We start from the raw sequence: 26265 nt of genomic DNA, 5'->3' as shown, positions 1-26265 counted from the left end.
TTTAATCGAATTTAACACGTTTATCTACTATTACATAAAGTATATCGGCTAATAAATTGGTAAATAAGCTAATTATTGCAACCATCATTACAATACCCATAATTAACGGGAAATCACGACTTATAACTGCATTATAATTAAGCCTTCCTATTCCTGGCCAAACAAAAATCGTTTCTGTTAATAATGCACCAGATAACAATGACGGAATCTGCATAGTTATTACAGTAATTAGAGGAAGCAATTCATTTTTCAAGGCATGTACATAAATAATACTTCGCCTTTTTACACCCTTTGCTCGTGCTGTACGAATATAATCTGTTTTTAAAATATCAATCATATCAGAACGTGTATAACGCATTAGACTTGCAGTATTCATAAGTGCTAGAACTATCATAGGTAGTAACATATGCTTTGCAACATCAAAAGCAAACGACCATCCCCTTAATGAGACGCCAGTAGTAACCATTCCTGATATAGGTAACCATCCTAAATCAACAGCAAATATTTTTATTAAAAGCATTCCAAAGAAAAAAGAGGGGATCGATAAACCTATGAAAGCAAATACAGTTACAATATAATCAGTCTTAGAAAACTGTTTTGTTGCACTAATGACTCCACACGGTATAGCTATCAATATACTTAACAACATTGAGGAAAAGGATAAAATTACTGTATTTCCTATCCGGCTTCCAATAACACTAATGACAGATTGTTTGAATTGAATAGAATATCCAAGGTTTCCTTGAAATATATTCAACAGCCATTTAAAATATTGAATTAAAACTGGATCATTATATCCTAATTGCGCAAGCATCTTTTCCTTCATCTCTTGTGAAAGGTTAGGATCCATCATTGATGAAAAAGGATCTCCAGGCTGAAATTTAATAAGTATAAACACAATTATCGATATTCCTATTAATACAGGTACTGTTTGTATTAGTCTCTTAAAGATATACTTTCTCAAAAATCTTTCTCCTTTCTATAAAAATTGTATCGATTAAAGTTTCTCCTTTAATCGATACTTTTTTGATCTTAATGTATTTTACTTAATTCAAATTATCTTAATATAAAGCAAGCTTCAACATTTCTTAATTATATAATTAGGTCAAACCTTAGTGATAAATATAACAACTAACACACCTATATGATTTTGATTCTTATATAGTTTTATTTTGATATTTCCCAATTTTGAACATCTGGGAAAACGGCATATGCTGAATATTTATATCCTTGAAGTTTTGGATTATGAGCACGTAAGGCATTTGGTGAATACAAGAATACATATGGCACTTCGTCATTAATTAATTGTCCCCATTTGCTATAAAATTCTTTGCGTTCATTTCTATCTATTGTGCTTACTGCTTTTTCAATTAGTTCATCACTTTGTGTATTTATAAAGTTTGAAAAATTGAATTGTGATCCATTTGCAATACTTGAAGACCAGTAACGATCAGCATCTCCCGGATCAACTTCTAAAGTAAATCCGAGTAATCCCATATCATAATCTCCTTGTCCTTTAGTTTTAGCCATGGCAGAAGCAACATCCATTGTGCTGATATTAACTGTGATTCCTACATCCTTTAAGTTTTGCTGAATTATTGGAGCACTTTGTTCACGAACTTTATTTCCTGTTGGTACCATTAAATCTACCTCGAATTTCTTACCGTTCTTTTCAAGAACACCATTATTATCTGTCCATCCCGCTTCTTTTAGTAATGACTTTGCTTTATCAATATTATAATCATAATTATTTAACCCTGATTGTGGATATGCCCATCCTGCTAATGATATTGGTGTATTGATAACTTGTCCACGTTCACCTAGCAGACTGTCAACAATTCCTTTTCTGTTTATAGCATAAGTAATTGCTTGACGAACCTTTTTATCTTTAAAGAATTCACGATTACTATTCATAGTCATAAATTGATAATTTGCACTTGGCTTCTCTTCAATCTTTATTCCTGCATCCTTCAAAGTTTTTAGATCTGCTTCTTTAGCACTTGAAAGCTCTACTATATCTAAATCACCTTTTGCTAATTCTGAAAGTTCTGTCTCTGTGTTAGTTACCTTGAAAATAAATTTATCAATCTTTGGTTTCCCACCAAAGTAGTTATCATTTTTAATTAATTCGACATATTGATCTGGCTTAAAATCATTTAACTTAAAAGGGCCTGTTCCTATCGGCTTATTAAGTAGGTCACTTTGTTTATCCCATTCGCTAATATCTACTTTACTCCAGATATGCTTTGGAATAATGCCACGTTGTGAAAAATTAGATAATGCTGGTGCATATACTTTTGAATAAGTAAAACTTATAGTATATTTGTCAATGACCTTAATTCCACTAATAGAATCAGCTTTTCCATCATGGTAATCCTGCGCTCCAACTACTTTAGAAATCTCGTTAAATCTTGAGCCTGTATATTTGGGATCTGCCACGCTTGTGAAAGTAAATGCGACATCATCAGCTGTGAAATCTTCACCATCATGCCACTTAACATCTTTTCTAAGATTAAATGTCAAAGTTAGATTATCAGATGAAAATGCGTATTTTTCTGCAAGGCCTGGTTTAAAGTCATTATTTTCATCTAATAAAATAAGTGGTGAATATACCAAGTTATTTATATTATTATCATATGTTGTATTTGATAGTAATGGGCTAAATAAGCCTTTGGGTGAGGATTCCATTGCATACCTAAGTAAAGACTCACTACTTGAAGATTCATTACTATTTGAATTTGATGGTATTTCTGCAGATGTACTTCCACAACCTGTTAGTAGTGCTAGTGATAATATTGTTGAAACTATTGCACCTGCGAATTTACTTTTTTTAATTTTCATGTATACACTCCTTTTTAATAACTTATTATTTCCCTAAATGGTTTTTTAAGCTGTACAATTTAGCTAAAGCCTTGAATTAATTTATATAAGCTGATAATTTTTTAATTCTTAGTAAATCTATATGTTTTATCTTTTTAAAATATACTTTTTAATTTAGCTATTATTACTAATTATTAAAAATTAATGTTTAAATATTTAATTATATTTTATTATCTTGATAATAATGCTATTATATTTCACAAATCATAATCTTAATAAATGAAATATTATTAGAAAAATAAAGTTAATACACTGTGGTTTTTAATAGATTGCATACATTATTTTATTAAAACCGAAAATAATTATAATGTTAAAGCGCAAGGAGTGAAATTAAAATGAAAAATTATAAATTCAGAAATTTATTTTGGGTTATATTAACATCAATTATATTAATAATAATTGTTCTTATAAAATTTTCAGGTTCTTATATTGGTTCAAAATCAAATACTAATGACCAATCACAAAGTTCTAATTATAGTTTAGAAGACTACAAATATTTATATGGCACTTGGTCCATCGAAAAACATATCCCTCCGAATATGAAAACGTCATTAAATGAATCTACTATTAATCTATGTATTGGCCAGAAATTCACAATTGAAAAAACGAAAATAAGTTCAATTTATGGAACTATAAAGGAACCTACTATTGAAGAAGGAACTATTACTTCTCAGGATTTTTATAAACATTATAATGATACTTTTGAGAATTTACATATACCTGGAGATAAGGTAAAATATTTTCGAATAACGAAACCCGAGGAAACTAGCCATTCTGCAACAATTTTAATTGCAGACAATAATAATGTGTATGTATTATTAGGCGGGTCACTTTTTCAATTGAAAAAACTTTAAGTATAATTTTTAAACGACTATGAAGATTAAGAAAATAGTAATCCTTATAGTCGTTTAAAAATTATATATTTCTATGGAATTTCCAAGACTGTACATATTCTTCTAAAATTTTATGAAGTTCTTTTCCTATTTCTGAATATGCATCATCATTTAGATTTGCAAGTGATATTCTTATTGACCACTCGGGACCTTTGAATCCACCGCCACTTAATAATACTATAGCGCATTCTTCAGCTAACCTATATAAAATATCTACGGGTTTATATTTTTCTTGTAAATACTCTCCAAATTCCTTTCCGTAATAGCAGGTAGCCCATTCTAATAAATCAAACTCCGTATAATATGCTGCATCATAAGGATCTTCCCTTAAATCTAGACCTAATCCATTAAATAGAATCTTCTGCCTGCGCTTGCAGATATTTTTGGTTTGAGTTTTATATTTGTTTTTCTTATCAAGAAGTGCAAATGCAGAAAAAAATGCCATTTGCACTTGCTGTGGAGTAGATAAACCTGCTGTATGATTTAAAGCTACTTGACGACTATCGGCAACAATTCTATCAATAAATTTCACATTATCCGGTGTTGTCGAAAGGCCTCCGTAACGCTGCCTTAATTCGATTTTTTTATCTTCTGGCAATTCGTTTAATAACTTATCAAAAACATTCTCGTCATAAAGCGCAATTGTCCCTAAACGCCATCCAGTTACCCCAAAATATTTAGAATACGAATATACTCCTATGGTATTAAAAGGTAAGTCAGCCATTAGTGAACGAAAATTATTTACAAATGTGCTGTATACATCATCAGAAATAATCATTATATTTGGATTATCATTTTCTACAATGCTTATTAATTGTTTAACACTTTCATTCTTCATTGCTACTGAAGGTGGATTACTAGGATTAACAATAAATAAAGCTTTTATACTTGTATCTTTTAGCTTATTTAATTCTGATTCAGGATATTGCCAAGTATGTGTACCATCTTTAGTTAATTCTGTAGCATTAATATGTACAATTTCAAAATTATAACGTGGTAAATGAGGTATCTCAAGATATGGTGTAAAAACTGGAACCATTAATGCTATTTTATCTCCACGTGTTAATAGTTCATTAGCTATTAAACTATCGAATATATAACACATCGCTGCTGTAGCTCCTTCCACCGCAAAAATATTAAATTTTCCAACAGGTGGTTTGTTATAGCAAAGTTCCTGAACAAGATATTCATGGACAATTCTTTCAATATGACTTAACATTCTATCTGGTAATGGATAATTATCACCAATAATTGCATCTGTAAGTTCAACTACCCACTTATCAGAATCAAATCCCATATCTCTAATCCCATAATTAATTATATTTTCCAAAAGTTCTACTCCTGGCATTTCTTTATGTTTATTTATAAATTCATAAAATCTCTCTGCAATTCCACTTTTTCTTGGCATGCCTGCCAAATCTCCATCATTCCAAACACTTCTGGTCTCTTCTACCGCAAATAATCCAAAGGTAAAAAAGGCCTCTCTTGGTGTTGCCGCTGTCCAGTTAGGATTACCTCTCCCTGCATTTAATAGTACACGTGCACTTTTTGCTCTTTGTCCTTCTGCGAGACTTATTAATTTATTTTTGAATTCAAATGGGCTAATTTCCCCATAAATCTTTTCTATCTCCTTACGCTGAACATTTTTAATATCCATACATAATTCTCCTTCTTTAAGTTTAAAATAGAAACCTTTCAATTGTAGTTGTTTAAATAAATAATTTTTGTAAAAATCAGTATATAAGTATCTATTGTTAGTCTTCGATAAGTTGAAAAGAATTATTCCATTTGAATTATCATATATTTATTTGTTGCATAAAATTTTTAAATATGTTATTATAACTTCACAACCAATATATGTTCTGAAATATGCGTTAAGCTCTTATTTTGAACCTACATATTTATTTCGGGAGTTCAATATTTAGATGAAGATATGTACTTTCTTGTGAGTCCTTTTACGGCATTGAAGGCGATTGAAGCATCTGTGAGGACACCCACCTATCTGAGGATAGGTGTCAAAATCAGGGTACCGGTATTTTGGATATATTATTGGTAGTAAAAGCCAATGCTTAAGATTTAAGCATTGGCTTTTGCTTTTATATTTATATCTATTTAGTAACCTAAACATGTTTTTCTATATTAACATTTTTTATTACTGATGAAAGAACAAATAAAATACAAAATGCAATAATTAAAAAAATTGCAATCATACTAACAACACCTCCCCAGCCATAAGAAGACCAAAATCTCCCGCCAGCAGTTCCACCTATGCTTGAACCCACATAATAAAATAATAGGTAAAGAGAGGATGCTTGAGCCTTATCATGGGTTGCTAATTTACCGATCCATCCACTAACTATAGAATGTCCTGCAAAAAATCCAAAAGTTAAAAGAGCTATTCCTATAACTTTCAAGAACAAATTCATATTTAAAGTTATACATATTCCAATTAACATAATAAAAAGTGATATTGATAGCATTTTATATTGTCCATGTTTATCAGCTAAGCGCCCCATAAAAGTTGAACTAAATGTTCCAACAACATATATTATAAAAATAAAACTAACTAACGTCTGGCTAAGATTATATGGAGGCTCAGTTAGCTGAAAACCAATGAAATTATATAACGATACAAAACTTCCCATAATGAAAAAGCCAATGCAATACAAGCAAATTAAATTAGGATTTTTCAAATGATTAATACTAGATTTTATAAGTTTTTCGATTTCAAAAGATCGTGGCTCGAAATGTCTTGATTGAGGCAGCTTTAACCAAAATAAAAAACTTGATATTAGGCCTAGAAATCCAATACAAGCTAAAGCTAGTCTCCAATTAAATAAATCAGTAATAATCCCTATTATAATACGTCCACTCATTCCTCCTATAGAATTACCGCTGATATATAATCCCATGACCATTCCTAAGCTTGATTCATCTATTTCCTCGCTAATATATGCCATAGCAATAGCGGGTAATCCTGCTAAAACAAAACCTTGTAAACAACGAATTACTAGAAGCATATTAAAATTAGGAACAAAAGCGGCTAAAACTGCTAAAACTGACGTTGCAAAAAGAGAGAAACACATAATTGGCTTTCTCCCTAATACCTCTGATATTGAACCAAAAAGCAACATGCTAATTGCTAATATACAAGTCGTTACAGATAGTGACAAACTTGCAACTGTAGGAGACACGCCAAATTCTTTAGACAAAAATGGCATTAATGGCTGCGTACTATATAGGATTGCAAATGTGTTAAAGCCACCTGCAAATAAGGCAATACTTGTCATACTAAATTCATGAGTACCTTTCTCTATATAATTCATAAAAATCACTCCAAACTCTATATGTAAAATTATATATATATCAATCTAATTTTACCATAATAGTTTGTACATTAATTTTTATAAAGATGCTATAATATTTCATATTATTGCATGGCAACGTTTATATACATAAATTACTATAATTTAAGATCTATACCACTCTTCTGTTCAGTCATTAATATTTCTATAAGTTGAACAATCTGTGCACCTGCTTCAACTGGAGGCATTCCATTTTTGTGTATATTTGATATTACAGTCCTTTGAGATTCTGGCTTTTGACTGCTTGCTTCATAAGCCATATAACAACTCATACTCTCACCTGTTGCTAGTCCTGGTCTTTCACCTATTAATATAAGAGTAACTTTTGCGTTTAAAGTTTCACTTATTTTATCCATAGTTGCAACCCTAGCATATTTAACAAAGATAGGATGTCCTATTTTATAATTTTTAGCTTTTATACCATCAACAATCATAGGATATATTTCTTTTAAATTAGAAGTTATTGCCGGCGAACTCAATCCATCTCCTACTATAATTTGTACATCAACATCATTTATACAATTTTCCCTTATATTTTTAATGATTTCTTCTGAAAACCTTCTTCCTAAGTCTGGCCTTGTAATATATTCTTCTTTATCTTTGACTAGGGTTTGAACCTTATAAAAACCTAAATCATCAACTACCTTTTCATCTACACAAGACCAAACTGCATCCATTGCAACTGCATGATCTGCTCGAAGCCTTAAATAATCATTTGTTTTATATCTAGTACCGGCTCTTCCAGTGCAAATTCTCGCTGGCGTTGATTGTTTTAAAATGACTAAACCTTTGTAATCAGTTGGATTATCTACAGAAACTTTAGTACTTAAATCTATAGTAGATATATCTTCTAAAATATCCTTTTCCATAACTTACACTCCCATATTTAAAAATAATGACGGATCTCCAGCTTTACTTGTCAATATGCCATTTTTCATTATTCCAAGTTCTTCTAGTCTGTTTTCAAATTCTTTTATTGGTCTTTTATTTGTTATTTCCCTTAAGGCTGCAATATCATGATAGCTTGAAGATTGATACATCAACATTATATCGTCCCCACCAGGAACTCCCATAAAATAATTGCAGTTAGCCTGCGCAAGTAATACAGCTAAATTTTCTAAATCATTTTGATCTGCTTTCATATGATTTGTATAGCAAACATCAACTCCCATAGAAAGACCAGTTAGTTTTCCCATAAAGTGATCTTCAAGTCCTGCCCTTATAACCTGTGCACCATCATAAAGATATTCTGGACCTATAAACCCCACGACCGTATTAACCAAAAATGGACTATATCTTTTGGCAAAGCCATAACATCTAGCTTCCATAGTAAGCTGATCTGCTCCATTGTGTCCTTCTGACGATAGTTCGGAGCCTTGTCCAGTTTCAAAATACATGAAATTATCACCTTTTGAAGACTTTAATTCCTTCATCATGGCATAAGCTTCATCCATTAGTTTTACATCTATTCCAAAAGCTCTATTAGAAAGTTCTGATCCTGCTATACTTTGAAACATTAAATCCATAGGCGCTCCCTTTTTTAATGCTTCCATTTGTGTTGTAACATGGGCTAAAACACAATTTTGTGTTGGTATTTGAAATTTATTCATAAAGTCCTTGAAAGCTTTTAATATATTATAGACACTATCAATTGTATCTACTGCTGGATTAAGGCCAATTACTGCATCACCTATTCCAAAACTTATTCCTTCCATAACTGATGCCATTATTCCCTCAATATTATCAGTTGGATGATTTGGCTGAAGTCTAGCTGATAAAGTTCCAAGTTTTCCAATTGTAGTATTGCATGTAGCGATATTTATTAATTTTTTTGATGCACATATAAGGTCCATATTACTCATGAGCTTAGTTACACCTGCTATAACTTCCGAAGTTAGTCCATCTCTTATCTCTTTTATTTCATCTCCACTTTTTGATAAAATAAATTCTCTGAGCTCTCCTATCGCCACCCCTTTAATTTTATTATATATCTCTTCATTTACACTATCTTGAATAACTCTAGTAACCTCATCTGTTTCATAATCTACAACTGGATTATTTCTTAAATCTCCTATAGTAAGTTCCGAAAGAACAACTTTAGCAGCTATTCTTTCTTCTGTTGAGTTTGCTATAATTCCTGCAAGTCTATCTCCTGATTTTTCTTCATTTGCCTTTGCGAGAACTTCCTTTACATCTTTGAAATTATATACATTGCCAAATAGTTTTGTTTTTAAAATCATATCCGTCTCTCCTTTTAATAAAAGCAAGCATATTGCTAATGCACGACTCACAAATTATGATCCATGAATTGTGAATATTAAATTCTTTAAATTATTTCTCCATCAAGTCCTTCTTCAACTACTTCTGCGCTTGTTCCCCGAATTTTAGAATATACAAAATAATATACTATTGCCAGTGCATAAGCGCCAATTACCCATAACACCGTAGAAAAATTAGAAATAATTAATGCTACAAAAAATACAAATGCTATTAAAAGAGCAATAGCTGGTACAATTGGATAAGAAACTTTAAATGGTCTATTAAGCTTCGGTTCTTTACTTCTTAAAATAAACAAAGAAATCATACTTATTATATATAAAGCTACAGCTCCAAATGATGATATAACAATAATTACAGCAGTTTGACCTGTTAAAACAAATAACATACCAATTAAGCTCATTATAACTATTGAATATACTGGTGCACCTTTGGAATTTGTCCTTGATAAAAGCTTAGGTAAATATCCAGCTCTAGACATAGCAAACCCCTGTCTTGAATAACCTATTATTATTCCATGTAAACTTGCTATAAGACCAAACAATCCAATGAAGCTCATTACATTTGATAATAAACCGGCTCCATATATACCTTCTAAAGCTGAAGGAAGCGGTGAATCTGATGAACTTATTACACTTGCATCTGTAGTTCCTGCTGTTACAAAGAATGTTGCTACTGCTAGCACAACAAGAGTAGCTATACCTAAAATGAAACCTTTTGGGATATCTCTCTTAGGATTTTCACATTCTTCAGCTGACATTGCCCCGCCTTCAACAGCTAAGTAAAACCAAATTGCAAACGGTATTGCCCCAAATATCCCACTAAAACCACCTTTAAAAATATCTCCTGCAAGAATATTACTCATTTTAATATGTGGAGCACCTGCTCCAACAAATAAGATTAATCCTGCTATAGCAATAATAGTAACTGCCAGTTCAACTTTAGCTGCTGCTTCTATACCTAAACAATTTATAAGTACAAATATTGCATAAGCTATTACTGCTGCAACAACAGCCGGCACCGCTGGTACTAAAAAGTTAATATATGCGCCTATTGATAAAGCAATCGCTGGAGTTGCAAATAAAAACTCGACTAAACATGAAAATCCAGCAAAGAATCCTCCAAACTTTCCAAGTGATCTTGATGCATATTCTGACGGTCCACCTGCATGCGGGATTGCAGTTGAAAGTTCAGCATAACTAAACATAAATGTAGTATAAAAAACTGTAACAATTAATATAGCAATTATAAATCCAACTGGGCTTGTAAAATCTAGTGCATAATTCCAACCACAATACATTCCTGATATAACCATACCAACAATTATTCCCCATAGTTGTATTGGTGTTAGCGTCTTTTTTAATTCATTATTCATTTTTGTCACTCCTCATTAATAAAATTAACTTATTTCTCCATTAATAAATTTAAAAAATTCCATTAAATATTCCTTTAAACAAAAGCCCAGGCTAGAACTTTGCATAAACAAGCTTCTCTGCAGACCTGATGTTTCCAATAAATTGTTATCTTTTTAACTTTTTATATGTGTATATTTTTTTCTTGCAAAATTGTTTTCTTTATACATTCTTTTATTTTTAAGTTGGAATACTTTTTAATTGTAAATGTGAATATGTTTTTATTTTTAACTGTTATATATTAAAGTTTTTATAACAACTGGTATTGCATCACCCATGGGAAGCCCTATATCAATATAATCTCCATTCTTTGTTGATATCTTATCAATACATATTACCTCTCTTTTTTCTTCTAAGTTTAAGGAAATTACCTGCCCTAAAGCTTTTGCAAAATCATTTTCTAAAATTACAATTAATGGGCCACTAACTATTTTAAAAACTTTTATTATTTGATTTCCTATTAACTTTATTTCTTCATAACTTGGACTTCTAGGTCCTATGAGTGAAATTGCTACCATACTTTCATTTAATAAATCAATTTTTTTCATGACTTTATTGTATATTTCATTTAGATTTTCTTTCTTTTCAAAAGGTTTTATTATAGGTATATTTTTAAGAGGCAATGCAGCCTTTTCAAACGCTATTGTGCTCCCACTTATATTTAGAGAATAGTTTCCCGCTCCAATTACTGTTGCTCTTATTTTCTCTTTTGGAGATAAAATAATGTTTTTATAATTCTTAAATTCTCTGCTTATACAATTTCCTAATAGCGGCCCTATATCATTATGCTTTTGTGTCCCTTCGATGCTAATTTTCCTATGATCTTCTAATACATACTCACCTACTCCTCCTGAAAAACTAATATAATCTGTTTCAAAAGGCTCATAGCCTTCACTAATAAATAATCTTTTTGTGTCCTCACTTAATTCCTTTAAACAACATACTTCTAGTAAACAATTAGATAATTTCTCACATATATGAATTAAATTTTGAAGTTTTGGTTTTCTTCCTACCTGAATATTTAAGTTCATTTCTTTTAACATAAATTCAATTCTCTTTGAAATATAAATAATTTCTCCATCAGTATTAAACTTAATAAGTCGACCTCCAATGTCTAATGCGAAAGTTTGCTCACATTCACCACAATTAAATACAGATACATTAGTCGTTCCACCCCCAATATCGAGATTCACCACCCTTCTACTAAGATTCTTTGACATTTCCGATACCCCAGAACCATATCCTGCTAATAAAGATTCGAGTTTTGGACCTGCAGTTGCCACAACAAAATCTCCTAAGTATTCTGAAAGATTTTTAGAAACCTCTTCTGCATTTTCTTTTCTTGCAGTTTCTCCTGTTATAATAACTGCACCTGTAGATATCTGATTTTTGTCTATATTACTTTCTTTTAAAGCTTTAGATACAATATCTTTAATTCCATTAAAATCAATAGTTACTTCATCTAAAAGTGGAGTAACTATAACAGGACTTTTATATATTATTTCTTTTCCTTCTATTACTGTTTCCTTAATTAAAGATGAACTCAAGATGTTTTTAATCTTTAATCTGCTTATTATAACTTCAGTTGTTGACGTTCCAATATCAACACCTATACTATATATTTCACTTTGTAAAATACTTTTTCACCTCCAATAATAAAAAAGAAGACAAAGAGCCAAAGTAATAATTGACGTCATTGTCTTCTTTATTCAAAATTTACATTATAAATTATTTCCTAATCTTATTTAAAGATAGGAAAATAATAAGGCGTTTAAAGAATTGAATTCTTTAAACGCCTTTGTTTATTCAATAATGGAATTATATACCTATAAAATCCTATTGTAAATATATTTTCACTATTCCTTTGAAAAGTAAATTATATATACTGAAAACTTATTTTAATTAACTATAAACCTTCCCTATATTTAAAATATTATTATTATCAAATATCTTTTTTATACTTTTCATATATTCAATATTAATTTTTTCAGTAACTTTCTTATAATATTCACTTTTATTTAATCCTATACCATGTTCACCAGACGGTACTCCTCTAAGTTCATAGCTTTTTTTATATAATTCCTCTGCTAACGCATGAGATTTTTTCTTCCACTCAGTTTCTTCCAAGCCATTTCTTATTATACTAACATGAGTGTTTCCATCTCCAGCATGTCCAAAATAAATAACCTGAAGCCCATGTTTTTCACCACATTTATTTGTAAATTCAACAAACTCTGACGTCTTACTTATAGGCACTACTATATCTATTGGTACTTGTTCATTAAATTCCATAACAGAACTAGCTAGAGCGCCCCTTATTTGCCAAGTATCTATTGCTTCTGTATCACTTAATACTTTGTAATCTAATGCTCCACTGCTTAGCGCTGCTTTTTTTGCTTTTGTATAATTTGTAATTATTTCTGTTTCTTCTCCATCGAACGTAAGTATCAGATAAGCATTCCCTCTGTTTGAAGGCAATTTCAACCCTAAGAATCTTTCTGAATTCTCTACTATGTTTTTTTCCATAAATTCTATAGCAGTAGGATTGGCATCTGACTTTATTATGTTAATTACTGAATTTACTCCCTCTTCTAAATTATCAAATGATATAAGTATATTAACCGTATTCTTAGGCTTTGGTATAAGCTTTAACGTAGCTTTGGTTATAATACCTATAGTTCCTTCTGATCCTATAATTAAATCCTTTAAATCTAATCCAGAACTGTTCTTAATAGTTCTACTTCCAACTTTTATAAGCTCACCATTTCCTGTGACTACTTCTAATTCACGTACATAATCACGAGTCACTCCATATTTTACAGCTCTCATTCCCCCAGCATTTGTACTAATATTGCCACCAATTGTCGATGCTTTTTCACCTGGGTCGGGTGGGTAAAATAATCCTCTTTCCTCAACATACGCTTGAATATCTTTTAATAATACTCCTGGTTCCACAGTAATATCAAAATTTTCTTCATCTAATTCTAGTACTTTATTCATTTTTGACACATCTAATATAATACCTCTGTTATTTGGTATTGTTGCTCCTGTAAGTCCAGTTCCTGCCCCTCTTGGTGTAATCGGAATTGATTTTTCGTTAGCAAATTTTATAATCTCAATAATTTCTGAAGTATTCTCTGCAAATACTAAGACATCTGCTTTTCCATACTCTAAATTTAACCCATCAGTTAAATATTCTTTTTCTATTTCATCTCCAAAAACAATTCTTGCTTCATCACCAATTATTTCTTTTAATTTTGTATATTCCATTGTTTTGCCCCCTTAATGTTTAAAATCTTAGAAAAATAACTAGATATAAGACAAATTTCATTAATAGAGTTTACCTCCTTTAAATCTCATTCGAACTTATATCTAGTACTTTCCTACATTTTAAGATACCTATAAAATATCTATCTTCTCGATAACTTAGTAGCCAGAGCATCTCCAATCAATTGAATTGCTTGCACTAAAATTAATAATATTAGAACTGTTACAATCATAACCCCAGTTTCATATCTATAGTATCCATATCTAATAGCTAGGTCACCTATACCTCCGCCACCAACTATTCCTGCCATAGCTGAATAGCCTATTAAACTTACTAAATTTACTGTGATGGCTCTTATTAAACTCGGAAATGCTTCTACTATTAGTACATCAAATAAAATGAGATATAAACTAGCACCAGATGAAATTGCTGCCTCAATTACTCCCTTATCAACTTCGCTAAATGCACCTTCGGATAACCTTGCAAAAAAAGCTATTGCTGCAATTGTTATAGGAACGGTTGCGGCTTCTGGACCAATATTTGTACCAACTATTATCTTAGTAAGCGGCAGTAATAATACTAGCAGTATAACAAAAGGAAGTGAACGTATTACATTAATAATAAATCCTGCAATTGAGTTTAATAATTTGTTTTTGAAAAACAAGTTGCTTGAAGTTAAATATAATATAAGACCTAAAGCCCCTCCAATTATTAATGAAATAATCATTGCTGTTCCAATCATCTTTCCAGAATCCAAGACAGCTTGACCAAGTTCATTTTTTAATATTTCAATTGTTGAATCCATAAATTAAATCACCTCCAGATATTCATTTACTATTCTTTCTGTCCTTATAACATTTTCTTTAATATACATCTTTGCTCTTGCTATTTCATCCTTATCTCCTGTTATATTGATAATTAATATCCCTATTGGTTTTCCGTCAATATAATCTATTTTTCCGTGAATAATGCTAATATCAACATCAAAATTCTTAGCCGCTTCTGAAATTATTGGTTTTAAGCTATTATCTCCCTTATAGTAAACCTTAATAATTTCACCTTTGCTTACAGAATCTAAAACTTCTTTTGGTAATACTAAATTGGAGTTTCTGTTAATTAATGATTTAGTCACTTCATGTTTAGGATCTGAGAAAATTGAATAAACGTCATTAACTTCTACTATTTCACCATTACTCATTACAGCAACTCTATTAAATAGTTTCTTTGCTACTTCCATTTCATGAGTTATAAATACTATTGTAATCCCTGTATTATCTTTTATATCTTTCAAAAGTTTTAATATTTCTTCTGTGTTTTCTAAATCCAAAGCTGAGGTTGCCTCATCGCAAAGCAGTATTTCCGGATTATTTGCAATAGCTCTTGCAATACCTACTCTTTGTTTCTGTCCTCCACTTAAATTGGAAGGAAATACATCAACTTTATCCTTTAAATTTACAAGTTCTAAAAGTTCATATATCCTATCTTTTCTTTTTTCTTTGGGATAATTATTAACTTTAAGAACAAATTCAATATTTTCATAAATTGTTTTACCACTTATTAAATTAAAATGTTGGAATATCATACCTATCTTAAGCCTTGTTTGTCTAAGCTCTGATCTTTTTAATGTAGTAATATCCTCTCCATTAATAAATACTTGTCCAGATGAAGGTTTTTGCAATAAATTTATCACTCTTACCAAAGTACTTTTGCCAGCCCCACTTAAACCAACAATTCCAAATACTTCACCCTTATTAATAGTTAAATTTACATCCTTTACCGCCTGAATTAAACTTCCTTTTGACTTAAATTCAATATTTATATTTTTTAATTCAATCATTGTTTTCACCACCTCTATATTAACATTCAACTTAAAAGTATATAATTTCATGTGTTTATAGTCAGTATTATTTCCACCAGTCTGGTTTACTGAAATCTTTGAATTTACCATTTTCAATTGCATCTTTAAATTCTTTAGATTCTACAGCTTCTTTTAAATCTTTCCCAAGATCTTTATCTAAGTCTTCTGTTCTTACTGCAATTACATTTTTATAATTTTCAGCTAGTTTTTCAACAGTTAATGCTTTAGAATAGTCAAGTTTAGATGCAAATGCAAAATTACCTGGCACTACCGCTGCATCAACACTTTCTATACTTCTCGCAAGCTGTGCTCCCTCAATTGGTGTAAACTTAATATTTTTTGGATTTTCCGCAACATCTTTTTCAGTTGCTTTTGTTTCATCAATATTATCCTTTAATTTAATTACCCCATTTGCTTTTAATAGTCTTAATGCTCTAGCTAAATTAGACGCATCATTTGGTATTGCTATTTTAGCCCCATCTTTCAACTGGTCTAGCGAAGTTAATGTATTTGAAAATACACCCATACCTAAAGTTGGAACAACAATTACAGGTGAAATCTTCAGATTATTATCTGCACTAAATTTCTTTAAGTATTCAGTATGTTGAAATAGGTTTGCATCAATTTCCTTATTATCCAAAGCTTTATCTGGTTGAATATAATCACTAAATTCTTTAGTTGTAACTGTATATCCTTTAGGTTTCAATGCTGATGCTAACGCTTCTTTAACCATATCGCCATAAGGTCCTGGGCATACTCCGACTAGAATATTCTTATTTCCTTCTTTATTATCTGTTTTTGCTGTTTCTTTGCTACTGCTGCATCCAACTATGCTTGCTCCTATTGTTCCTAATACTATTAATGCCGCTAGTTTTTTAATAATTTTCATTTTTATTCCCCCTATATTTTGCTGATATTATATTAAATTTCCAATGTAATTTTTGTTAGAATTTATCATTGGTTTAAATACTATATTAATTAATTAAAATTACATATTTTTCACTATCTATACTCTTTCAATTTCTCAAGTCTCTTAAGTGCTTCTTTTAATGTTTCTTCTTTCTTTGCAAAATGGAATCTTATATAATTACTTACATTTCCTCTAAAAAAGCTTGATCCTGGTACTGCTGCTACTCCTATTTCTTGTGCTAACCATTCACAAAATTTATAATCATCGTCATATCCAAATTCAGATATATCGACCATAACATAATAGGCTCCTTGAGGTTCATAATACTTAAGCCCTATTTCATCTAACCCATCTAAGAATAACTTTCTTTTTTTCTCATAAGTATTATTTAGTTCTTCATAATACTCATCTCTAAATTCTAAACCTTTAATGGCTGCTTCTTGAAGTGGTGATGCAGCTCCTACTGTTAAAAAATCATGTACCTTTTTACAATTCTCTATTACTTCTTTACTTGCAATTATGTATCCAAGCCTCCATCCTGTTATTGAATAAGTCTTTGACAATGAACTGCAAGAAATTGTTCTTTCAAACATACCTTCAAGTGCCGCTAAATAAGTATGTTTGTAAGGTTTAAATATTATGTGCTCATAAACCTCATCGGTAATAACAAAAGTATCATACTCTTTTGCCAGACTTCCTATATATAATAGCTCTTCTTTAGTAAAAACCTTCCCTGTAGGATTTGATGGATTACAAAGAATTAGCGCCTTTGGATTCTGCTTAAATGCACTTCTTAGTTCTTCTTTATCAAAATTAAAAGCTGGCGGTTTTAATTCAACATATATAGGCTCAGCTCCTGATAAAATAGTATCCGCAGTATAGTTTTCATAAAATGGTGAAAATACTATCACCTTGTCTCCTGGATTACAAACACTCATCATTGCACACATCATTGCTTCTGTACTTCCACATGTCACAAGGACGTTCTCATCTGGATTAATATGAATTCCCATAAACTTCTCTTGCTTTAAAGCAAGTTTTTCTCTAAAGTTTTGAGCACCCCAAGTTACTGAATATTGATGAGGTCCTTTATTTGCAACTTCCTTTAATCCTTCAAGTATTGCCTTTGGAGGATCAAAATCTGGGAACCCTTGAGAAAGATTTATTGATCCATATTTATTTGCTATTCTTGTCATTTTTCTAATTACAGATTCAGAAAACCAGTCTAATCTGTTACTTAATTTCGGCATGTCTTTAACCCCCTAATTTAACTTAGTATCTAAATAATTCTTATCAAAATACTCATATATATTATTAAAGAATAATTCTTTATCTTACATTTAATAATAAAATAAAGAATTATAAAAACTTACTTTAAAAAATAAAAGCACTAGAGATCAAACTCTAGTGCGTCATTGCATAAAAATTCTCCCTCTTATCTATCAGCTAAAGCTGCAGGAATTAGCACCGAATCTTCATAAAAATTTTATTAAATCGGTTGCTGGGTTTCACAGGGCCAGTCCCTCCACCACTCTTGATAAGTTATTTGTTTTTCCTTATTTCCTATAGGTGTAGTATACATTGGTTTTTTTGCATTGTCAATACTTTATTTTTATTTACTAATATTAATTTTCTAATGTTCTCATCAAGCAAAAATAGATATATGCTCTTCTACACTAGATATTTGTCATTCAAATATTTTTCAGCACTTCGTAGAGTTTTCAAATTAGAGAGTTCTAGTAATTTATTCTTAAGGTTTAAATTCCCATAGGCATATCTATTGCATAGAAATTTTAAATATGTTATCATAACTTCACGGCTGAAAAATATATACTTTTCTAATAATTTTCCTGCCAAATTATAAGTTAGTAATACCTTGTAACATCTTGGTTTGGACTAGCTTAAATCTGTACATGTGTTTATTATTTGTGCAGTTTAACCACCATGTATGGATTTATTAATTCTGAAATATTCGTTAAGCTCTTATTTTGAACCTACACTTAAACTACGGGAGCTCAATTATTTAGATGAGACAATGTACTTTCTTATGAGTCCTTGCACGGCATTGAAGGCGATTTAAACATCTGTGAGGGCACCCACCTATCGAAGGATAGGGATCAAAATTAGAGTACCGCTATTTTGGATAATATATAAGACATTCTATGCCAATGCTTAGTTATTAAGCATTGGTTTTCTTATATACAAAACATTACGTTTAAGCTGCTTAAATTATCTTACTCCCGTGTATTTCAGTTGCTCCTGTATATGCAAGAAGAAAATCTCTATTATCTGTATTAACACCCTTGCCAGGCATTATTGAGATTCTTCCATTGGCATAATTAATCAATTCTATTATAGTATCCTTTCCAGATATAGCATCTTCAGCACCACCTTTTGTAAGTATTCTATCTATTTTAAGATCTACTAATTCATCAATAGCAGTATACTTATCCTCTATTTCATCAAATGCCATATGAAAAGTTATACTTAGTGGTTTTGCTAGGCTAATCAACTCTTTTATAATATCCTTATCTATTTTTGATTCTTTAATTGCTCCAATTACAACTCCATGTACTCCAAGATCCTTACACATTTGTATATCATATTTCATTATTTCTATCTCGTCTTTTATATATGTAAAATTGCCTCCTCGTGGCCTTATAATCACCATTATAGGAATATCTAATTTTTCTAATGTTTTCCTAATTGTACCATAGCTTGGTGTCGTTCCCCCTTCCATCAAGTTATCACAAAGTTCAATTCTATCTGCTCCTCTTTTTGCAGCCGAAATCGCTTCTTCATAATTTCCAACACAAGCTTCAAATATAGCCATAATTATTACCTCCAGTATTTTTAAATTACAACTTCAACTTTAATTTAAGTACCTTGACTATGTTTAGGTTGATTTTTATTGTTATATTTAGCGTTTTAAACCTAAACAATTTAATTTTTATCTTTTACTTTATATAATCATATAATTTTTAAAAAGCAAAAGCCAGATAAAATTATATAAAATAATCTGACTTTCATTTTGTGTTTTAGTTTTTTAATATTTTGAATATACAAATATAGCTTCTATATCCGCATTTATTATATTTTCTCCAGCCTCAATTGGTGTAGAAGCATTTGAGCTTTTAAGAGTCATTACTGCAGGCATTATTTCCTCCTCGTTCTGTTCATTTATCTCTATCGGTATTATATCTAGATTTACATTAAGTTCATTTGCAATAACTCTAGCCTTATTTTGAGCATCTTCAACTGCTCTCCTTAAAGCCTCATAATATTGTGCTGTTTCATCTGAAATTGTAAAAATAATACCATTCACAGAATTAGCACCATTACTTACAGCTGTATCAATTATTTGACCCACGGAATTAATATCACTAATTACAACTTCAAGGTTAGTGCTTACTTCATATACTCTGAATATCTGCTCACCATTAATATAATCATAATCAGGTCTAATGTTATAATTTCGAGTTTGTATATTCCTTTGGGGCACCCCTACAGCTCTTATACTATTGATAACTTGCTGCATAGTTTGAGCATTTTCCTGTTGTGCAACTTCCAATTGCTTATCTTCTGTTGTAACGCCAACTATAACCTCAGCTCCATCTGGTCTTACACTTACAGTCCCTTTACCAATGACTCTTAATTTATTGTTTCCCCTAGTACCATCTTGATTTCTTAAGCTATGATTATCATTATTTCTTATTTGATTCATAAGATTTATCCTTTAAAGTATTTATAACTATTCTATAATATGATATATTACGATAATTGTAGATAAGAATTAATCTTCAACATACAAGATTCCTCACAAATTTATTAATACTTTTTCATATTTGATAATCCTTTTGGGGATAAATAAATTCACTAATTCATAATAATTTTTTTAGTTAATACTACGTTTTTTCTCTTAGTGAATGTTAACTATTACGAACTAATTGTCAACCAACAATAATTTGGAAGGTTGACAATATTGCAAATAAATTATATACTAATTTTAAATTAATTTTACGTTAGATTTTTGGGGGAATGAAAATGAAGAAATTAGCTGATGAAATTATAGCTGGAAGACGATTAAATAGAAATGATAATTTAGATTTTTTATTGACTGCTGATTTAAAAGAACTTTGCGAAGGCTCTGATAAAATTCGTAAAGAATTATGTGGTGACAAAGTTGACCTTTGTACAATTATTAACGGACGTAGCGGCAGGTGCAGTGAAAATTGCAAGTTTTGTGCCCAATCAACCCACCATAAGGCAGAGGTTAAAGAGTATAATTTTTTAGATCCAGAAATAATTTTAGAAGATTGTAAAAAGAATGAGAAAAATGGCGTACATAGATACTCTATTGTTACAGCTGGAAGGGCATTGACCGGTGAAGATTTTCAAAAAGCCGTACAATCCTATGAAATGATGAATAAAGAGTGTTCAATTAATTTATGTGCATCTCATGGCTTTTTAACGGAAGAAGAGTTTATGAAATTAAAAGAAGCTGGAGTTTCAATGTATCATGCAAACATCGAGACTTCTAAAAATAACTTTCATAATATATGCACTACTCATTCATACGAAGATAAAATTAAAGAAATAAAACTTGCTCAAAAGGTAGGTTTAAAAGTTTGCTCAGGTGGAATTATAGGAATGGGCGAAACTTGGAAAGACAGAATTGATATGGCCATAAGTTTATCAGAACTTAATGTAATTTCAATACCGATAAACGTACTAATGCCTATTAAAGGCACACCATTTGAAAACTTAGAAAGAATTCCTGAAGAAGATATACTAAGAACAATCGCAATTTTTCGATACATAAATCCAACTGCTTATATTCGTATGGCGGCTGGTAGAACTTATTTTACAGATGGAGGTACAAAAATTTTCCGTTCAGGAGCCAATGCCACAATTACAGGAGATATGTTAACAACTGTAGGAAACAATACATTTCAAGATAAAATAATGCTTACAAATCTAGGCTTTGATATAAAAAGATAGAAATACACATTATTAAAATCATTAATAAACTATATACAAAGGAGATAATAAATATGGAAAATATAAACAAACCCAATACGCGTCAGCTAACTTTAATTGGAGTAATGAGTGCAGTTACTTGTATCCTAGGTCCACTTTCACTCCCTATTGGCCTTGTGCCAATTTCTTTAACTAATTTAGCAATCTATTTTTCAGTATACATATTGGGAAGGAGAAGAGGAACAATTAGTTATACGGTTTACCTTCTCTTAGGTCTTATTGGACTTCCAGTATTTTCAGGATTTTCTGGTGGATTGCCTAAATTAGCTGGTCCTACAGGTGGATACTTAATTGGATTCATTTTTATGGCATTTATTAGCGGGCTATTTATTGATAAATTTTCTAATAAAATTTATATGGGCTTTTTAGGAATGGTAATAGGTACTACTGTTACATACTTATTTGGAACAGCTTGGTTATCATATGTAGCGCATATGACATTCAACAAAGCTCTAGCAGTTGGCGTACTCCCTTTTATCCCTGGTGATTTAATAAAAATTATAATTGCATCACTTGTTGGACCGCAAATTAGAAAAAGGCTTATGAGTGCTGGATTGTATTAAATTATATAGATAAAGAGTTATATTATTTTAAATCTTAATATAACTCTTTATTTTTTATCTTTAATAATACCAGGATTTTAAAGTTCTTCTGCTATTATTCAACTTGTGATAAAAAAATTCAATTTTCCAACTCAACATTACCCAATATAATTATTTTATTGTAATTAGACTTTATGCAAAAAACAGCCAAATTAATGACTGTTTTTTATGATTTGATCAAAATATATGCATGTTTTAATATTCATCGAAATTATAAATTTTGTTACAATTATATTTTCCACATGTATTGTATCGTTGTTAGATTATTATCTGTATATTATCATTCCAGTGACATATCCTAATAACCCTGAACATGCAATTGCTAATATTTTTAATACTGGAATTTCAATTTTAATTTCCATAATTGTCAATCCTCTGTCTTTCTATATCTATAGTTTAATAATTTAATTATAGCATGTTCAATTATCATTTTCCACTAAGATGATTGCTTTCTTCACTAAAAACGAGCCATTTTGACTTTACATTTATATTATTAATAATTTATATCTAGTTAATTATTTTGACATAATACTGCCATAATTCTATTTTATAATGGTATTGTAAAGTAGTTAATGCATTATTATTTACCCCTTATTTAAATATATTTACAGTTTTAAAAAGCAACCTGTTCCCCTAAGCAGGTTGCTTTTTTCTTACATATGTCATTATAAACACACTGGATATATATTTTTTATCTATAAACCTTTATATAATAATCTTTAAAGTTTTCTTCCCATAATCACACCCATAGCGGACGCCATCATTAATCCTCTAGTCCAACCACTTGAATCCCCTAAACAATGCAATCCTTTTATATTGGTTTCGAAGTTTTCATCTAGATTAATTCTATTACTATAGAATTTGATCTCTGGACCATATAATAATGTTTCTCTACTAGCAAAACCTGGAACAACCGTATCCATTGCTTGTATAAAGTTTAAAATGTTTGTCATTGTTCTATATGGCATAGCTGATGTTAAATCTCCTGCTTCTGCATCTGGTAACGTATGTCTAACATTAGATTCAAATAATTCTTTTTCCCATGTTCTCTTGCCATCTAGTATATCTCCATATCGTTGAACTAATATTTTGCCGTTTCCTAACATATTAACAAGCTCTGCAACCTTTTGACCATACTCAATTGGTTCATTAAAAGGAGCTGAAAAATTATGAGAACTTAATATTGCCAAATTTGTATTATCAGATTTTTTATCCTTATATGAATGACCATTAACTATTGCTAGATTATTATCATAATTTTCTTGACTCACAAAACCACCTGGATTTTGACAGAACGTTCTAACCTTATCTTTAAATGGTGCTGGATGACCTATAAGTTTAGATTCATAAAGTACATTATTTACACTTTCCATTACTTCATTTCTAAGCTCAACTCTTACACCGATATCAACTGGACCTGCACAGTGGTTTATCTTGTGCTCAATGCACATATCCTTTAACCAATCAGCTCCTTTTCTTCCTGTTGCTACAACTACTTTATTTGAACGTACTTCCTCATCTTTACTCTTAGTCAATGAATCTGATATTAAAACACCGTACACTTCAGAATCTTTTATCAAAAGATTTTTAACTGTTGTATCAAATTTAATATCAACACTATTTTCTAGTAGATGATTTTGAATTTTCAAATATATCTCTTGAGCTTTTTCAGTTCCTAAATGTCTTATTGGACAATCTACCAATTTTAATCCACCTTGAATGGCTTTTCTTCTTATTTCCTTAACAGCTTCGTTGTTCCCAACACCTTCAACCTTAGTATCTGCACCAAAGTCTAGGTAAATTGAATCTGCATAATTTATGTATTCTTGTACTAACTCAACACCTGCAAGTTCTGGTAAATCTCCACCTACTTCGTAGCTTAATGATAATTTCCCATCTGAAAATGCTCCTGCGCCTGAAAACCCTGTAGTAATATGACAGTAAGGTTTACATGACACACACTTTTTAGTTTTATCTTTGGGGCAATGCCTTTTATCAATACTTTTACCTGATTCAATCAAAAGTATTTTTGCTTGTGGCTTTTGTTTCTTTAACTCGTACGCAGTAAATATTCCTGCCGGACCAGCACCTACTATTATTACATCATAATTCATTCTTATCTCTCCTTGACATTAAATATAATTCTTTAGCAGACACTTATAGCCCTATAGCAATTTACGGCAGCTTGGTAGAAACACTCAACCCATATCGTTGAATTTATACAAGTGAATATTATTTAGTTTTTTTTATCAATAGTTCTTTTTACTAGGTAATTTTAGCTTATATATAAATAAAAATCAAGAAAAAAGTAAAAAAAATCTTATTTTTTTTAACAAACACGAACATTAATCATATTTACTAGCGTGTTAAATACAAAAATCATTTTACGGCTTATATCTATAAATATTATGATTCTAATAAAAACAATCATCTTTTCCTTTGCTATATTACAATAATTGAGTTTATTATTCTTAAAATAATAAGAGGTACTTATATAAAAAGCACCTCTCCTATATAAATCTTATCTAATAAAATTTGTGAATATCTTGTTTTCTTTCTCTGGTTCTTTAACTTCTCCCTTTCCAAAATCAATTAGTTTCATAAGCCAAGCCATATTCTTTCCAAGGACTCTCATAATTTGTTTTCCCTCTTCATCCGCTTTAACATCACCTGGAGCTGCTCCATGAATTACATTCCAATAGTTTGAAGTTGGCATAAGCATTTCAGAATAATTAATATAATTATTTAGTTGTTCAAAAGTTGGAACTCCGCCTGAACGTCTGACAGCTACAACCGAAGCTCCAACCTTATGTCTTAACATAGAATTATTTACACTTGTAACATAAAATGCCCTATCTAAAAATGCCTTCATTGTAGCTCCTAATGATGAATAATGAACCGGAGAGCCCAATATTATACCATCAGCCTCTTTCATCTTCTGAATCCATTCATTTACTTCGTCATTAATTACACACTTTTCATTTTGATTTTTTACACAACCATTGCAAGCTAAACATCCTCTTATTATCTTATTACCAACATGAATAATTTCAACTTCTATACCTTCCTTTTTTAACTCTTCTGTAACCATTTTTATTCCGTGAAATGTATTCCCTTCTTTTTTAGGGCTTCCATTAAATGCAACTACTTTCATTTTCCCACCTAACCTTTTCATCTTATTTTGTTTCATAGCATGTACTATTGTCACTATGTACAGTATATTAGGAAGAATTGCTAGTAACAAGTAGGCACTTTAAAGTTAGAAGCTTACTTTAAAGTTAGAATTATGATTTTAACAACTATATATATTTTTTTGTTTAGTATTCTATTTTAAATTTCTTATATTTATAATATAATTGACTATAAAATATTTAATAATGTAGGTGATGATATTTTGATAGAACATAAAGGTAAGTCGTACATATGTGCGTTAGATTTGGGCTTCGAAACTATAAGGGGAAAATGGAAAGCTGTAATACTATGCCATTTATCTGATGGCCCTAAAAGATTTTTGGAATTACAAAGAATTACTTGCGGCGTCAGTCAAAAGGTATTAAATGAATCGTTAAAGCAACTTGAAAGTGATGAAATAATCTCTAAGCAAATATACGCTGAAATACCTCCAAAAGTTGAATACTTTCTTACCGAAAAGGGTAAGGAACTTGTTCCTGCCTTAAAAATAATTGAAAAATGGTCTAAAAACCAGTTTTCACACTTATTGAATGAATAAAATAACCATGAAAATCTACAATTAAGGTTT

Annotated in this window: 21 protein-coding genes, 1 other RNA gene and 2 riboswitches; of the genes, 5 read left to right on the top strand and 17 right to left on the bottom strand. The window is 30.4% G+C overall.

Going from position 1 to position 26265, the window contains the following annotated elements; translation table 11 throughout:
* Position 1: 1 nt before the first annotated feature.
* Positions 2-964 (bottom strand): ABC transporter permease, encoded by a 963-nt coding sequence (locus tag D2A34_RS11735; protein WP_119366718.1) that lies wholly within the window; start codon positions 962-964, stop codon positions 2-4.
* Between the two features lie 203 nt (positions 965-1167).
* The gene (locus D2A34_RS11730; RefSeq protein ID WP_119366717.1) at positions 1168-2841 is read right to left on the bottom strand and encodes a peptide-binding protein; all 1674 of its coding nucleotides are present in this window, start codon (positions 2839-2841) and stop codon (positions 1168-1170) included.
* A gap of 374 nt (positions 2842-3215) precedes the next feature.
* On the opposite strand from D2A34_RS11730, the gene D2A34_RS11725 reads away from it, so the two are divergent.
* On the top strand, positions 3216-3734 hold the full coding sequence (locus tag D2A34_RS11725; RefSeq protein ID WP_119366716.1) for a hypothetical protein: 519 nt from the start codon (positions 3216-3218) through the stop codon (positions 3732-3734).
* A 61-nt stretch (positions 3735-3795) separates the two neighbouring features.
* On the opposite strand, the gene aspD is transcribed toward D2A34_RS11725, so the two are convergent.
* Entirely contained in the window at positions 3796-5430 is a 1635-nt protein-coding gene (gene aspD / locus D2A34_RS11720; protein WP_119366715.1) for an aspartate 4-decarboxylase, read from the bottom strand.
* 199 nt (positions 5431-5629) lie between these two features.
* Between aspD and ssrS the strand changes: the two genes are divergently transcribed.
* A non-coding RNA gene (ssrS, locus tag D2A34_RS11715) (6S RNA) lies at positions 5630-5821 on the top strand.
* A gap of 72 nt (positions 5822-5893) precedes the next feature.
* Here ssrS and D2A34_RS11710 read toward each other — a convergent pair.
* From D2A34_RS11710 to D2A34_RS11655, 12 genes are all read right to left on the bottom strand, one after another.
* Positions 5894-7099: an MFS transporter gene (locus D2A34_RS11710; RefSeq protein WP_079442286.1), complete on the bottom strand. Its 1206-nt coding sequence runs from the start codon at positions 7097-7099 to the stop codon at positions 5894-5896.
* A gap of 137 nt (positions 7100-7236) precedes the next feature.
* A complete protein-coding gene (gene eutC / locus D2A34_RS11705) occupies positions 7237-8007 on the bottom strand; it encodes an ethanolamine ammonia-lyase subunit EutC (RefSeq protein WP_079442284.1) in 771 nt (256 codons plus the stop codon).
* Between the two features lie 3 nt (positions 8008-8010).
* Complete coding sequence (locus D2A34_RS11700) at positions 8011-9378, bottom strand: ethanolamine ammonia-lyase subunit EutB (protein ID WP_119366714.1); 1368 nt, start codon at positions 9376-9378, stop codon at positions 8011-8013.
* Between the two features lie 86 nt (positions 9379-9464).
* Entirely contained in the window at positions 9465-10790 is a 1326-nt protein-coding gene (eat, locus tag D2A34_RS11695; protein WP_079442281.1) for an ethanolamine permease, read from the bottom strand.
* A 264-nt stretch (positions 10791-11054) separates the two neighbouring features.
* Positions 11055-12440: an ethanolamine ammonia-lyase reactivating factor EutA gene (locus D2A34_RS11690; protein WP_279221629.1), complete on the bottom strand. Its 1386-nt coding sequence runs from the start codon at positions 12438-12440 to the stop codon at positions 11055-11057.
* A 289-nt stretch (positions 12441-12729) separates the two neighbouring features.
* Positions 12730-14097 carry an FAD-binding oxidoreductase gene (locus tag D2A34_RS11685; RefSeq protein WP_079439198.1) on the bottom strand — a complete coding sequence of 456 codons (1368 nt, stop codon included), beginning with the start codon at positions 14095-14097 and terminating at the stop codon, positions 12730-12732.
* A 140-nt stretch (positions 14098-14237) separates the two neighbouring features.
* Positions 14238-14900: a methionine ABC transporter permease gene (locus D2A34_RS11680; protein WP_079439199.1), complete on the bottom strand. Its 663-nt coding sequence runs from the start codon at positions 14898-14900 to the stop codon at positions 14238-14240.
* Positions 14901-14903: 3 nt separating this feature from the next.
* Positions 14904-15932 carry a methionine ABC transporter ATP-binding protein gene (locus tag D2A34_RS11675; RefSeq protein WP_119367265.1) on the bottom strand — a complete coding sequence of 343 codons (1029 nt, stop codon included), beginning with the start codon at positions 15930-15932 and terminating at the stop codon, positions 14904-14906.
* A 67-nt stretch (positions 15933-15999) separates the two neighbouring features.
* Complete coding sequence (locus D2A34_RS11670; RefSeq protein WP_079439200.1) at positions 16000-16842, bottom strand: MetQ/NlpA family ABC transporter substrate-binding protein; 843 nt, start codon at positions 16840-16842, stop codon at positions 16000-16002.
* A gap of 113 nt (positions 16843-16955) precedes the next feature.
* Complete coding sequence (locus D2A34_RS11665; protein ID WP_079439201.1) at positions 16956-18113, bottom strand: pyridoxal phosphate-dependent aminotransferase; 1158 nt, start codon at positions 18111-18113, stop codon at positions 16956-16958.
* Positions 18114-18295: 182 nt separating this feature from the next.
* A riboswitch (SAM riboswitch) is annotated at positions 18296-18407 on the bottom strand.
* Between the two features lie 680 nt (positions 18408-19087).
* Positions 19088-19696, bottom strand: a complete 609-nt coding sequence (locus D2A34_RS11660; protein ID WP_079439202.1) for a copper homeostasis protein CutC — start codon at positions 19694-19696, stop codon at positions 19088-19090.
* Between the two features lie 213 nt (positions 19697-19909).
* Positions 19910-20587 carry an SIMPL domain-containing protein gene (locus D2A34_RS11655; RefSeq protein WP_119366712.1) on the bottom strand — a complete coding sequence of 226 codons (678 nt, stop codon included), beginning with the start codon at positions 20585-20587 and terminating at the stop codon, positions 19910-19912.
* 320 nt (positions 20588-20907) lie between these two features.
* On the opposite strand from D2A34_RS11655, the gene bioB reads away from it, so the two are divergent.
* Positions 20908-21864 carry a biotin synthase BioB gene (gene bioB / locus D2A34_RS11650; RefSeq protein ID WP_079439204.1) on the top strand — a complete coding sequence of 319 codons (957 nt, stop codon included), beginning with the start codon at positions 20908-20910 and terminating at the stop codon, positions 21862-21864.
* 53 nt (positions 21865-21917) lie between these two features.
* Entirely contained in the window at positions 21918-22466 is a 549-nt protein-coding gene (locus tag D2A34_RS11645) for a biotin transporter BioY (RefSeq protein ID WP_079439205.1), read from the top strand.
* A 758-nt stretch (positions 22467-23224) separates the two neighbouring features.
* On the opposite strand, the gene D2A34_RS11640 is transcribed toward D2A34_RS11645, so the two are convergent.
* Positions 23225-24619, bottom strand: coding sequence for an NAD(P)/FAD-dependent oxidoreductase (locus D2A34_RS11640; RefSeq protein ID WP_119366711.1), 1395 nt, complete (start codon positions 24617-24619; stop codon positions 23225-23227).
* Between the two features lie 26 nt (positions 24620-24645).
* A riboswitch (purine riboswitch) is annotated at positions 24646-24750 on the bottom strand.
* Between the two features lie 276 nt (positions 24751-25026).
* Positions 25027-25659 (bottom strand): flavodoxin family protein, encoded by a 633-nt coding sequence (locus D2A34_RS11635; RefSeq protein WP_119366710.1) that lies wholly within the window; start codon positions 25657-25659, stop codon positions 25027-25029.
* A 240-nt stretch (positions 25660-25899) separates the two neighbouring features.
* On the opposite strand from D2A34_RS11635, the gene D2A34_RS11630 reads away from it, so the two are divergent.
* Positions 25900-26235 (top strand): winged helix-turn-helix transcriptional regulator, encoded by a 336-nt coding sequence (locus D2A34_RS11630; RefSeq protein WP_079439208.1) that lies wholly within the window; start codon positions 25900-25902, stop codon positions 26233-26235.
* Positions 26236-26265 lie beyond the last annotated feature (30 nt).

It is taken from the genome of Clostridium chromiireducens (assembly GCF_003575225.1).
Lineage (GTDB): Bacteria > Bacillota > Clostridia > Clostridiales > Clostridiaceae > Clostridium > Clostridium chromiireducens.
This window is presented reverse-complemented; position numbering and strand designations above follow the sequence as displayed.